The organism is bacterium, assembly GCA_030697795.1.
GTDB lineage: Bacteria > Patescibacteriota > Minisyncoccia > JACQLN01 > JACQLN01 > JACQLN01.
In genome coordinates, this window is sequence record JAUYOV010000006.1 from 25,495 (window position 1) to 38,736 (window position 13,242).

Sequence of the window (13,242 nt, forward strand, 5' to 3'; positions counted from 1 at the left end):
TTACGCTCTATATCGTTTACTTTCACGATAGACATTGCCGAGGGCAGTCATAAATTCCGAGCTACGCAAATTCTCTGCCAGCGCGGCACGCTTCTTTGAAGGAACGTCGCCGAGAAACTCATCAACATGGGCGAGGACGTCATGCCTGTCGACTGGTTCACCCCGGTTCGCACGGTCTGCAAACTCCATTAAAACATCCGCTGTGGTCAGAGGGCGACCCAGCCGCTCTTTGAGATCTACGAGCATCTGTCTAGCCATTGATTCATTACTCTTTTGGTCTGACATACTGTTACCTCCTTATTTTGGGGAAAGAACTATATATTTAGTCTAGAACAAGATTTACAATAAGTAAAGAAAGGTCATATTTTGAATTCAATAACCCTACTTCGCTAAAGCTACGCAGGGCAGGCATTTCCACCTTTTTTAGACTCTGAATTCAATCACGTCGCCGTCTTTGACGATATATTCCTTACCTTCAATGCGCAATAGGCCTAGATCGCGGGCTTTGGACCATGAGCCGGCTTCTAGGAGTTTGTCCCAGCGTATTACCTCGGCTCGTATAAAACGCTCTTCAAAGTCGGAATGGATGGCCCTGCCTGCACGAGGGGCTTTGGAATCAATAGGTATAGTCCAAGCGCGGGTTTCGTCTTCGCCTGTGGTGAAGTAGGTCATTAAGCCCAAAGTTTCGTAGCTTTTGCGTATAAGCTTTTTTAAGCCAGTTTCTTTAATGCCCGCCATTTCTAGTATTTCTTTTTTGTCGGCGTCAGTCGCGTTTGACGCGATTTCCTCAATCCCGATAGCTATGGCTAAATAGGGAATATTTCCAAGGAGTTTTTTTAAAGCTTCATCTGGTTGCCAGTTTTCTTCAAGTTCCGTTTCCGAAATATTAAATACAACCAGCATTGGTTTGTATGTTAAAATGCCGATTTCGTAGGCGATTTTAATTTCGTCAGAATCAAGCTGGTCGTGGAGCAATTTGTTTTCTTCCAACAAATTTTTTATTTTCTGCAAGACATCTCGGCGTTTAACTTTAATTTTGTCGCTCCGCCAGCTGGCGGATTTGGCTTCGGATTCAGCTCTGGTTAATGCTTTAGAAACTATGTCTAAATCTTTTAAAATTAATTCTAAATTTATGATTTCAAAATCCCGCACAGGATCTGGTGTGTTTTCTACATGTATAATATTGTCGTTTTTAAAAACTCTAACTAGGTGCAAAATAGCATCTACATCGCGAATGTTATTTAAAAATTCATTGCCTAAACCTAAGCCCTGCGAAGCGCCTTTTACTAAACCAGCAATATCGGCAAATTCTATTATGGCCGGCACGGTTTTTTTGGAATGAGAAAATTCGCTTAGTTTTTGTAAGCGTTCGTCTGGTATTGCAACCACGCCGATATTAGGGTCAATAGTTGCAAAAGGATAGTTAGCTATCACTACTTCCTTTTGGGTTAAGGTTTTAAATAGAGTAGATTTTCCAACGTTGGGTAAACCAACAATACCGATCTTCATGCATGCGAATAGCGCTCGCTCGTGCTTCGCACTCGCGAAATGCGAATGCGCCCACACGAATCAAATGCTATAATTATTCAAGATAACATGACTAGCAATATATTTCACGAATACGATATTCGAGGGCACTATCCAGCAGAAGTTAACGAAACTATTTTTTATAACTTAGGTAAAGCGTATTACGAAGCTTTTAAACCTAAAAAAATTGCTATTGGGCGCGATTCAAGATTATCGTCGGACACTTTATTTTTGTATTTAGCTTCGGCGTTACAAAATGGGAAAGTAAAAATTATAGATCTAGGCTGTGTGAGCACACCTTTTTGTTTGTGGTATTCGCAAAAATATAAAGTGGATGCCTTAATGATAACAGCTTCTCATAATCCTAAAGATGAAAACGGGCTTAAGCTTTTTTCGGCAAAAAATGGAATAGTAGATAAGCTTAATGGTTTGGGTAAATTAGAAACCAAGTTTAAAGGCATTGGTATAAGCGAAGCTAAAATAGAACACAAAATTGATTCAAAAAAACATTCGCCCATAGCCGAATATGTTGATTTTATAATTAAAAAATATACTCCTGCTTCGCCCACCCTTCGCACAAGGCTACGGAGTGGCACGGCAAGGCTTCGCAGGATAAGCAAAATCAAAATCGCGCTAGATCTTTCTAATGGTTCGGCCGGGCAGGAATTTATTTTGGCATTGGAAAAATTAAAAATAGATTTTGCCACTTTAAACGAAACCCCCAACGGAAAATTTCCCGCGCATAGTCCCAATCCACTTTTAGCCGAAAGCCAAAAAGGCATAAAAATATTGCTTAAGCAGAGTAAGTTTAGTTTTGGCGCAATTATAGATGGTGATGGCGACAGAATTTTGTTCTTAGATGAACTAGGCGAAGTAGTAGATTCAAGTTATATATTTTCTTTGTTTATAGAAAATTATCTGCCCTATAAAAAAGCTAAAGCGATTGTAAAAAATATTGCTATTGGGCGGATTGTAGACGAAATTGCCAAGAAAAAAGGCTTGCAATTAGGCGTGGTGCCGGTGGGCAGAACCAAAATGCAGACGGTTATGAAAAAAATTAAGGCGGAAATGGGTGCAGAAAAATCTGGGCATTATTTTTTTAAAGATTTATATTATGGCGATAATGCCGTCGCCGCAATACTGGCCATGGTTTTTATTTTAGCTAAAAAGAAAAAATCTTTGTCTAAACTTTTAGAGCCCTATAAAAATTATATAATTATTCCAGAAATAAACATTCCTTTTGAGGGCAGGGTGGATAAAATTTTAGGCGCCATAAAAGATAAATATAAAAACGAAAACATAAGCGAGATTGACGGCTTAACCGTAGAGAATCCAATCCCCGCAAAATCGCAAGGCGATAGCGGGGCAAGCTGGCGGTTTAACCTGCGCCGATCTAACACCGAAAGCGTCTGGCGATTGAATCTAGAAGGTAAAAATAGGGAAGAGGTTGATAAGTTGAAAGAGGAGGTAGAGAATATCTTAAAATCTTAAAAATAGCACGAGTCAGCGATCGCTGACTCGTGCTAAATGTTCTCCCTTAATACTCCCTTAGTAGTAAATAATAGTAAAATTTATACTTGAATCAATACTGGCAAAATCATTGGCCGGCGGTGAGTTTTTTGGAATAAGAATTGGCCCAAGCGTTCTTTTATTTCTTCCTTTATAAGCGCATCGTTAAAGGGGTGTTCGCTGGCCGTAGCGCCTTCCACAACTTTTCTAATAATCATTCTAGCGTCTAACAACATTTGTTTGTTGTCGCGCAAATAAATAAATCCACGGGAAATAATATCTGGGCTACCACGCACTCGGCCACTTTTTGAATCTACCACAGCTACCACCATAAACATGCCATCTTCGGCTAGCATTTGTCTGTCGCGAAGTACTACTGAACCGACATCACCAACACCCAAACCGTCTACCATAACCATCTCGGCCGGCACCGATTTTTTATCTACAGAAATTTGATCGGCAGTTACTCTAACCACATTGCCATTTTCTACTACAACTATGTTTTCTTCTGGCATACCAAAACGTAGCCCAAGATCTTTCATCGCAAATAACATTGAAAGTTGGCCGTGGACAGGCATTAAGAATTTTGGCCTAACCAATTCCAACATATACATTAAATCGTCCTGTTGGCCGTGTCCGCCGGCGTGAATATCTAGCATTTTGTAGTTGTAAACTTTTACGCCGTGCCTAAGTAAATTATCTTTTAAATGCTGAATAGTGCGTTCATTGCCGGGAATAATAGAGGAAGAAAATATAATAGTATCTCCCTTTTTAAGTTCCAGTTGTTTGTGGCGGTGGGTGGCTAAACGCATCAAAACGGCGTTTTCTTCGCCTTGGCCGCCGGTACCCAAAACAGTAATTTTGCTGTCTGGGTATTTATTGCTTTCGGAAGCAGAAATTAAAGTACCTTTTTTAGTTTTGATGTAGCCCAAAACTTTAGAAACTTCTACCGCAGCTTTCATGCTAAAGCCTTCCACCACCACTTTACGATTATATTTTTCGGAAATAGCAATAATTTGTTGGACGCGGTTAATGGCCGATGCAAACATACCCACAATAATTCGGCCCGGCGCTTCTTTAATTAATTTTTCTAAGTTGTCTTGAATATCGGATTCAGAAATAGAATGGCCCGGTTCTTCGGCGCCCGTACTGTCGCTCATAACCAAAAGCAAACCATCGTCGCCAATCTTTTTTAAGCGATCGATCTCGGCGGGTTTATCTATAACAGGATTATGGTCAAATTTAAAATCCGAAGTGCACATTATATTGCCCACTGGAGTTTTAATAAGCAAAGCCATATCGTCGGGAATACTGTGGTTGATGTGGATAAATTCAACTTCAAACACGCCAATTTTTCTTTTATCACCGCTTCTTATTTCGTCTATCATTAACTTGGGCAGTTGTTTAAATTCTTCGTGGCGTTTTATAACCAAACCCTTGGTTAACGGCGCGGCATAGATCATTGGATTCTCTAGGCGTTCTAGCATATAAGGCAAAGCGCCAATGTGATCAAAGTGGCCGTGTGTAAAAATAAGACCGCTTATTTTATCTGTTTTATCTTCCAAATATTTTATATTAGGAATTAAAAGATCTATACCCGGCATATCTTCCTCGGGAAATCTTACGCCAGCATCAATCAGCAAAATATCGCGATCGTCTTTATCGTAATCACGCCATTCTATCACCGTCATATTTCGGCCAACTTCGCCTAAGCCTCCTAACGGGATAATTCTTAAACAGTTTTTCTGCGGAGTTTTTGCCTGTTGTTCTGCGTTTTCTTCGTTGTTTCTTGGCATGAAGTTTGCCCTTGGGGTTCTTGGCCCACGAAAACTGTCTCCATCTTGGCTTGAGGATGATCTGAAAAATAGTTTACCTGAATTTGATGGTCGGCCACTGTGCCTGTTACCTTGTCTATTATTTTGTCTGTTACCACTATGTGGTCTGTATGGTTGATTCATAGTCAAATATTAAATTACTAATTTCTAATATCCAATTTCTAATAAAAACCTAAATGTCTAAATGATTTAATCTTAATTAGACTTTTAAGCATTAGATATTTTATTAGTGTGCCCTCGAGAGGATTTGAACCTCTATGAGCTTGCGCTCGCAGCGACCTGAACGCTGTGTGTCTGCCGATTTCACCACGAGGGCTCTCTTCTTTTATTTCTTTATTCTCTTAGTAGCGGTATGCCATTTATTTATATTTTCAAACCTTTGGGACGGAGTATTGATGGCTTCGGCATTAAGGCCTTTAATTTTTCCAGATACAGCATAAATATAATTTGGACTATAAAGGAATATAGCTGGAATATCTTGCATTATTATTTTCTCAAAGGCCTCATAGTTTTTTATTCTTTTGGTTGGATTATTTTCTTGCCGGGCTGATTCTAAAAGGCCATCAACTTTTTTATTATTGTATAAAGCTAAATTTAAACCAGGATCTCTTCTTTGGGTAGAATGCCAGAAAGAGAATGGGTCGGGGTTTAAACTCAACACCTCTCCAAAAAGTATGGCTTGATATTGGCGAGGCCTAATATTTTGGGTTTGAATGCCGTTAACGGGCACAACATCTAAATCTACTTTAGCTCCTATTTTTTCCCAGTTTTGCTTTAGAGCGCTGGCCACTTGAGTGTGTTCGGGCCAATCGGTTGTGGTTAAGGCAAATTCTAATTTTGTTATTTTTCCTTTTATTTTTTTCTCTCTTAGGCCATCTGCGCCAACTTTCCAGCCAGATTTATCGAGCACGTTTTTAGCGGTCTCAATATCAAAGTCATACTTTGTGTTTGATTCATTAATTTTTAAAAGCCCAAAAGGCAACGGGCCGTTTTGAATTTGAGCTTCTTCTTTTAAAATATCTTTTACTATATCTTCCTTGTCTGTAGCATAAGATAAAGCTTTTCTGACATCGGTTTCAGCTAAAACATCGGATCTAGTTTGGTTAAAGAATACACCGTAATATCTAGGAAGTTTTATGTCGTAAAAAATTAGATCTCTGGATTTTTTAAGTTCGGTTTTGTCTAAAACTGAACTCAAAGAAAAGCCATCAATTTCGCGGCGCTTAAAAGCGCTAACAAGGTCTTCTTGATTTTCGTAGAAACGGATTCTTAGCAGAGAGATATTTGCTTTTTCATAATAGCGCGGATTAGGAGAAAACTCCATAGACTTTATAATTCCCGAAGCATTTTTTGTTATTTTTGTAACTTGATATTGGCCCAAGCCTACCGGTTTTAAATTGAGCTGGGTTAATAAAAAGTTTTGAGGCTGAACGTTTTCCCAAATATGGCGAGGGAGAATGCCCAAGGTAGCGTTTTCCAAAAAGGGTTCGTAGGCTACGGGTAATTTTATTATAAAGCTATGATCATCTATTTTTTCTATTCTGACACCTTGCCAGTTATTTCTAAGCGGGCTTTGAAACTTGGAATCCTTAATTAGGTTTATGGTAAAAACCACATCATCTGTTGTTAAGGATTTTTTATCTGGCCAGCTTAAGTTTTCCCTAAGCTTAAATTCATAAATTTTGCCGTTGTCTCTTATTTGATAACTTTCGGCGAGGTCCGGAATAATTTCTCCTTTTTCATTATGTTTAACTAAGCCCGAAAAAACTAAAGTGGTTAAATCGCGATCAACTTCGCTAGCCGAAGCCAAGGCGGGGTTAATATAGCGCGGTTCGCCAATAATGCCTTCGGCATATGTACCGCCCTCGGAAGCAGCCGAGGTTCTTAAAAACCAATAATCATAAACGCCTAAAAATAGGGTAGAAGTAATAGCTAAGCCTAAAAACACTAAAACAGCGTTTATTTCTTTTTCGCTTAACTGCCTAAGCAAGTAACGCCAGTGTTTAACCGATAACGAACGCAAAAATTTTATACGTTCCCAAATTTTTTTAAATTTTTCTTTCAACAAATGATTAATTAGCTATATTAGCGTTAGATTCGCTATATTAGCGAGAAGTTATAAAACTATATTAGCTAGAGCCGTGCCAAAAAACAAAATAGATAAGATAATTGTAGCTACGAAAAGATATTTTTCGGGGCCTCTTTTGGTGTGATGAAATTCTCCTTCACCTCCAAAAGCGCCAGATAAGCCCGAGCCTTGGCGCTGAAGCAAGACAGTAATTATTAATAAGACAGCTAAAACGATTTGTATTATATTTATTATCATTTTTGCAATCCCGTTAGAAACAGTCCGCCCCTAGGCCCTTTGGGCGCGCAGAGCGCGGGCGTGGTTTCTAACGGGACAATAAAAACCTACCCTTTTAGGGTTAAAAACAGAGTATTTGTTAAGTAAAAAGAGGTTTTTTTAGTACAGTTTAATGGTAGCAATTTGAGTTAGATAAGTCAATTTTAAAATAAAAGACCGGCAGTTGCGTTTGCAACTGCCGGGTGATTGGTCACGAGGTGCTCATGACCCTCACATTTGATGATCCAGAGCAGACAAGAATGAACCTAGATCTGGCTAACTCTTTGTCTGACCTGTACACCAGATCCAGACCTTTTTTTGGGTTGCCCGGATCGCTTGCGAGGCAGAGGAAGAATTCGGTATGGCGAGACTTCCTCACATCGACAAACTCTCTGGAAGTTGCCACCTTGACCTCTTTGCCTAGCGTGCCATCTTTCTTTTTTAGGCACGCTACGAGACCGCGTCTAGTGGAAAGCAGCAGATGCTCGGCTCCGTTCTTAAAATAGCCGGCAACACTGTATCCTTCGGGCAATTCCACACTGCTTAGGTCTGGAACTTCTCTGGTCGTTTGCATTTCCAATTCTCCCCAGATATTGGAAATAGGTTATTGCTTGCCCGCGTCAAACACGGGATGAAAAATCTTTATTTCTAGATGACCTTTAAGTATTCTCCTTTCTGCCGCATTTGAGTTTGGAGGTCATCGTCTCCCCCTTTAGATTTTAAGAGGGCTGACTAACGGGGGTAGTAGAGGGGAGGTCCACTAGTCCGTTCCGTCAGCGTAGTACATACGCTTAGGTTGTCAGCCCTCATTTTTCATGAGGATCGGTAAAACTTAAGGTACTAATATACTAATTAAAATCTTTTATTGTTAAGTTGTCAAGCCTTTATTTAGAAATAGCTTTTCTATGCAATTTTCTATGATAGTTTATAGCAAATCGGTGAGCTTCATCGCGGATTGATTGAAAAAGATATTTTAAGCTTCTGCCAAATTTTTGAGCCAGTATCGGTTCTTTATTTTCGGGCAAATAGATTTCTTCTAATTTTTTAGCTAAAGATACAACTCTAATTTTGGTGGGGGACAATATTTCTAGCGCTGCATTTAGTTGTGTTCGGCCGCCATCCACGATTATCAACTGGGGCAGTGTCCAGTTATTGTTTAATCTGCGTTTAATAATTTCGGCTATCATAGCGGGATCGTTTATACCGTGCACGGTTTTTATTTTAAATTTTCTATATTCGTTTTTATTGGATTTGTATTCGCCGTTTTCTTGCAGTTCAAAAACAACCATAGAACCCACGGCTTCTGCGCCTTGAAAATTAGAGACGTCAAACGTCTCTAATCTTTTTGGGTTTTCTTTAAAGCCTAGTAACGTAAAATCGGATTTGTCGTCTTTAAATATAGAAGGCGAAGCAAATTCAAATTTTTCGGTTAATACTTTGGTATGTTTTAAAACAGAATCAAGGTTTGTTATTTGGTTTTTAATAGTTTTAGCTAATTCAAAGTTTTGGTTTTTTATTACTTGTTTTATTTCTTTTTTAAATTCTTTAAGTAAAACTTGGCTTCGGCCGGATAGCACCGATTTAATTGCCCGAATGTTTTTTTTATATTCATTTAGCATGAGTCTGCGATCGCTGGCTCGTGCTAAGTTTGTTGATTTAAGGCAACAGAAAGTTAAGCACCGGCCCATATGTGCATTTAAACATTTGGTCTCATGTTTTTGCTTGCAGGTGCAGTAGGGAAAAATATCGCGTAAAATATGCAAAGTTTTTCTAACAGCAGTGCCGTCGGTGAAAGGACCTAAACAGCTTTTAGTTTTTAGCTTATAGCTGTTAGGTTGATGCAGAGGAATAATTTTAGGGAATTCTTCTTTAGCTTGCCCTGAGCCCGTCGAATGGGTAATAGCAACGTATAAATAGTTTTTACTATCACGCATTAAGACATTAAACTTGGGTTTGTGTTTTTTAATAAGCTCGGATTCTTTTATTAAGGCTGCTATTTCCGAGTCAGTCCGCAATATTTCTATATCGGTAATTTCGGCAAGCATTTTAACTTTTGCTGGATTAAAAAACTTAACCCCTTTGTGCTTGTCCTCCGAAGCTTTAGCGAAGGAGGAAAAGTAGCTTTTGACTCTATTTTTTAAATTCCCCGATTTGCCAATATAAATAATCTCGCCGGCTTTATTCTTGAATAAATACACCCCCGGCGAAGCAGGTAATTTGGCTAGTTTTTTAGTGATTGACAGCATTTTCATTATCTGGTAATAATAAGACAACGAATCAGTTACGGCAAGTTCTTAAACAAAGGAGGCTCAAGATGGTACATTTAAGACTTACACATGCGTGTGAAAGTGGTGATCACGAGATGTGTTCAGGTGGTGAGGGATCTCCCGATACTTTTGGAGGTTGGAAATGCACCTGTCATTGTCATCACAAAAATGTTCCTTATGAAGAAACGATGAGTGCTAAGATAGCCGCACACCAATTTAGAGATGTTAAGCACTGGAATTTTAATAGAAAACCTTCATAAAAAAAGCTCCACATTGGATACAAAACTCCCGAAGGGTTACCCTTCGGGAGTTTTATATCCAGCACCTTTTTATTAGAAAAGGTGCTGGATCTATTTTACCGCGAACATTTCTTCTAAACGATTTACTCGGCGTTCCAAACCTTTGATTTGTTCGCCCTGTTGTTTGAGAATTATTTTTTCTATATTATCTATTCTTTCCCCAAGATGTTTCTCAACTTTATCGAGCTGTTCTTTGGTGGCCATCTTGTTTTCAATACTGGTTATCTTACTTTCAACACTATTAAAACCACGAGCTACCATTCGGGCTAAATCTTCGATTGTAGTTTTTTTGGCTGGCATAATACATCCATTATAGACTCAGTCATAAACAAGTCAAACCCCGCCCTTGAGGTAGTCTCAAGGGCGGGGTGGATTTTTGGCGGGTTTTGATGTAGAATGGGTGGTTTATGTCTAGCCAAGATTACATCAAAATCCGCGGGGCGAGGGTGCATAATTTAAAAAATGTTAGTTTAGACATTCCCAAAAACAAGTTGGTGGTTATTACCGGCCTTTCGGGTTCGGGCAAGTCGTCGCTGGCGTTTGATACGCTGTATGCTGAAGGGCAAAGAAGATATGTAGAAAGTTTGTCGGCTTATGCTCGGCAATTTTTAGGCATTATGGATAAGCCCGATGTGGATTCCATAGATGGCTTGTCGCCGTCAATATCCATAGACCAAAAAAGCGTATCAAAAAATCCGCGCTCTACTGTTGGTACTATTACCGAAATTTATGATTACCTGCGTTTGTTGTTTGCTAGAGTCGGCAAACCTCATTGCCCCAAGTGTGATCGCGTAGTTTCGCGCCAAAGTCCAACGCAAATAACAGATAAAATTTTAAAATTTAAAAAAGGCACGGCTTTAGTAATTTTGGCGCCAATCATTCGCGATCAAAAAGGTGAACACAAAGCAGTTATTATGAAGTTATCAAATTCCGGCTATGCCAGAGTTAGAGTTAACGGTGAAATTTTAAAAGTTGAAGAAGCTTTAAAATTAAATTTAGAAAGATACAAGCGCCATTCAGTAGAAGCTGTGATAGACAGAGTGACCCTAGAAAGTGATCCCTCCTCCTTCGCCCCCACTTCGCCAAGGCTACGAGGGGCAAGCAGGGCTTCGGAGGACAAGGATCTTCGTGCTCGCATTGCGGAATCCATAGAACAAGCTCTTAAATTAGGTGACGGTTTGATGATTGTCCAACACCTGGTGTTGGACAAGTATTCAAAAAAGGACCGCCCTTCCAGGAAGGGCGGTCCTTCCGAGGAGCTGTTTTCCGAAGCGATGTCGTGCGCTTATTGTGGTATAAATTTTCCAAATGTTGAACCAAGATCATTTTCTTTTAATAGCCCGCACGGCGCTTGCCCGCATTGCACAGGTTTAGGTAATACCAAAGAAATTGATCCAGATTTAGTTTTTCCAAGCAAGCATATAACTTTGGCGGAAGGCGCCATTAAGCCGTGGGCTTCGGCTTCGCACCGCGTCGGCTACCAAGGTTGGTATTGGAGTATTGTGGAAGAAATTTCGCAAAAATACAGTTTTTCAGTTTCGGTGCCTGTAAAAGATTTACCGCAAAAATTTATAAACATTATTTTATATGGTGACAAAGATCGCGATGGCGATTTTGAGGGAGTTATTCCAAATTTATTGCGCCGTTACCGCGAAACCGAATCAGAATTTACCAGAGCCGAGATAGAACGCTATATGATAGATAAGGTTTGTCCGGTATGTAAGGGCGCACGTTTAAAGCCAGAAGTTTTAGCGGTTAAGTTTTTAGGAAAAAATATTAGCTATGTGGCAGATTTATCTATAAATGAATGCAAAAAGTTTTTTTCGGAGATTAAAGGTGGCCCTGCTTCGCTAAAGCTACGCAGGGTAAACTTAACCCAATCGGAGCTTCAAATAACTTTGCCAGTAGTTAAAGAAATTTTAAACAGATTAGATTTTTTGCTAAATGTCGGGCTAGATTATTTAACACTTTCTCGTTCTTCGGCTACGCTTTCTGGTGGTGAAGCTCAACGTATTCGTTTAGCTACACAAATTGGTTCTGGTTTAACAGGGGTTCTATATATACTAGACGAACCTTCTATTGGTTTGCATCAGCGCGATCAAAATAGGTTAATTAAAACGCTTAAACATTTACGCGACATCGGCAACACTGTAGTGGTGGTGGAACATGATGAGCAGACTATCAATAATGCCGATTGGGTGATAGATGTAGGGCCGGGCGCGGGTAAACACGGCGGTAAAATAGTTTTTGAAGGAACGCCTCAACAGCTCAAAAAATCAGATAGCATTACAGGGCAGTATTTGTCTGGAAGGAAGAAAGTAGAAGGTGGAAAATTGAAAACGGAAAAGAAAAATTTATCTTCTACTTTCCATAATCTACCTTCTATTGTTATCAAAGGCGCACAGGAAAATAATCTCAAAAACATTACAGTCAAAATTCCCTTGGGACAGTTTGTAGCAATCACGGGCGTTTCGGGTTCGGGTAAGTCTAGTTTGGTAAACGATATTTTGGCTAAATTTTTATTGCAAAAATTTTATAATGCTAAAGAATCTCCCGGAAAATTTACAGAAATAACTGGTTGGGAAAATTTAGATAAAGTTGTGGTGGTAGACCAAAGCCCGATAGGCCGAACACCGCGTTCTAACCCAGCCACATATACCGGAATGTTTAGTGTTATTCGCGATTTATTTGCCGCCACGCGCGAAGCAAAAGTTAGAGGTTTCGGGCCAGGCCGGTTTAGTTTTAATGTAAAAGGCGGCAGATGCGAAGTGTGCGAAGGGCAGGGGGTAAGAAAAATTGAAATGCATTTTTTGCCCGATGTTTATGTGGAGTGCGAAGAATGCCATGGCACGCGCTATAACAAAGAAGCGCTAGAGGTGGAATACAAAGGCAAAAATATTGCTCAAGTTTTAAAAATGCCGGTGGAAGACGCTTTTGAATTTTTTAAAAATATTCCCTCGTTAAAACAAAAAATTGGAACATTGCTGGAAGTCGGTTTAGGTTATATGGAATTAGGCCAGCCGGCTACCACATTGTCTGGCGGGGAGGCTCAAAGAATAAAACTTGCCACAGAATTATCGCGGCGCGATACGGGCAAAACTTTATATAGTTTGGATGAACCAACCACGGGTTTGCATTTTGAGGATATAAATAAACTGCTTAGGGTTTTGCATTTGCTGGTTGAAAAAGGCAATACGGTTTTAGTTATTGAACATAATTTGGATGTTATTAGAACGGCGCATCATATTATAGACTTAGGTCCAGAAGGCGGTAATGGCGGAGGCAAAATTGTAGCGGTGGGCACTCCGCAGCAAATCAGCCAAACTAAAAATAGTTACACTGGACAGTTTCTGCGTAAGTGATCGGAAGGACCGCCCTTCCAGGAAGGGCGGTCCTTCCTGTACTCAATATTGACATTATTGGCAAATATTTGCTATGTTTTATGAGTTCTTTTTTAACTA

At 39.7% G+C, this 13,242-nt stretch carries 10 protein-coding genes and 1 tRNA gene; 2 read left to right on the forward strand and 9 right to left on the reverse strand.

The window, feature by feature from the left end; translation table 11 throughout:
* Both Q8Q95_02730 and ychF read right to left on the reverse strand, forming a co-directional pair.
* Window positions 1–285 carry a hypothetical protein gene (locus tag Q8Q95_02730; GenBank protein MDP3764512.1) on the reverse strand — a complete coding sequence of 95 codons (285 nt, stop codon included), beginning with the start codon at window positions 283–285 and terminating at the stop codon, window positions 1–3.
* 138 nt (window positions 286–423) lie between these two features.
* The gene (ychF, locus tag Q8Q95_02735; protein ID MDP3764513.1) at window positions 424–1,509 is read right to left on the reverse strand and encodes a redox-regulated ATPase YchF; all 1,086 of its coding nucleotides are present in this window, start codon (window positions 1,507–1,509) and stop codon (window positions 424–426) included.
* A gap of 87 nt (window positions 1,510–1,596) precedes the next feature.
* On the opposite strand from ychF, the gene Q8Q95_02740 reads away from it, so the two are divergent.
* On the forward strand, window positions 1,597–3,018 hold the full coding sequence (locus tag Q8Q95_02740; GenBank protein ID MDP3764514.1) for a hypothetical protein: 1,422 nt from the start codon (window positions 1,597–1,599) through the stop codon (window positions 3,016–3,018).
* A gap of 80 nt (window positions 3,019–3,098) precedes the next feature.
* Here the strand turns inward: Q8Q95_02740 and Q8Q95_02745 are convergent, their stop codons facing one another.
* The 7 genes from Q8Q95_02745 to Q8Q95_02775 form a co-directional block, all read right to left on the reverse strand.
* The gene (locus Q8Q95_02745) at window positions 3,099–4,994 is read right to left on the reverse strand and encodes a ribonuclease J (protein MDP3764515.1); all 1,896 of its coding nucleotides are present in this window, start codon (window positions 4,992–4,994) and stop codon (window positions 3,099–3,101) included.
* Window positions 4,995–5,103: 109 nt separating this feature from the next.
* Window positions 5,104–5,187 (reverse strand) — tRNA-Leu (locus Q8Q95_02750).
* A 9-nt stretch (window positions 5,188–5,196) separates the two neighbouring features.
* Entirely contained in the window at window positions 5,197–6,939 is a 1,743-nt protein-coding gene (locus Q8Q95_02755; protein ID MDP3764516.1) for a peptide ABC transporter substrate-binding protein, read from the reverse strand.
* A gap of 48 nt (window positions 6,940–6,987) precedes the next feature.
* Window positions 6,988–7,197 (reverse strand): preprotein translocase subunit SecG, encoded by a 210-nt coding sequence (gene secG / locus Q8Q95_02760; protein ID MDP3764517.1) that lies wholly within the window; start codon window positions 7,195–7,197, stop codon window positions 6,988–6,990.
* A 229-nt stretch (window positions 7,198–7,426) separates the two neighbouring features.
* Window positions 7,427–7,789: a hypothetical protein gene (locus Q8Q95_02765; GenBank protein ID MDP3764518.1), complete on the reverse strand. Its 363-nt coding sequence runs from the start codon at window positions 7,787–7,789 to the stop codon at window positions 7,427–7,429.
* A gap of 310 nt (window positions 7,790–8,099) precedes the next feature.
* Entirely contained in the window at window positions 8,100–9,461 is a 1,362-nt protein-coding gene (locus tag Q8Q95_02770; protein MDP3764519.1) for a GIY-YIG nuclease family protein, read from the reverse strand.
* 371 nt (window positions 9,462–9,832) lie between these two features.
* Entirely contained in the window at window positions 9,833–10,081 is a 249-nt protein-coding gene (locus tag Q8Q95_02775) for a hypothetical protein (protein ID MDP3764520.1), read from the reverse strand.
* 107 nt (window positions 10,082–10,188) lie between these two features.
* Here Q8Q95_02775 and uvrA point away from each other — a divergent pair, with 107 nt between their 5' ends.
* A complete protein-coding gene (gene uvrA, locus Q8Q95_02780) occupies window positions 10,189–13,143 on the forward strand; it encodes an excinuclease ABC subunit UvrA (GenBank protein ID MDP3764521.1) in 2,955 nt (984 codons plus the stop codon).
* Window positions 13,144–13,242: the final 99 nt, after the last annotated feature.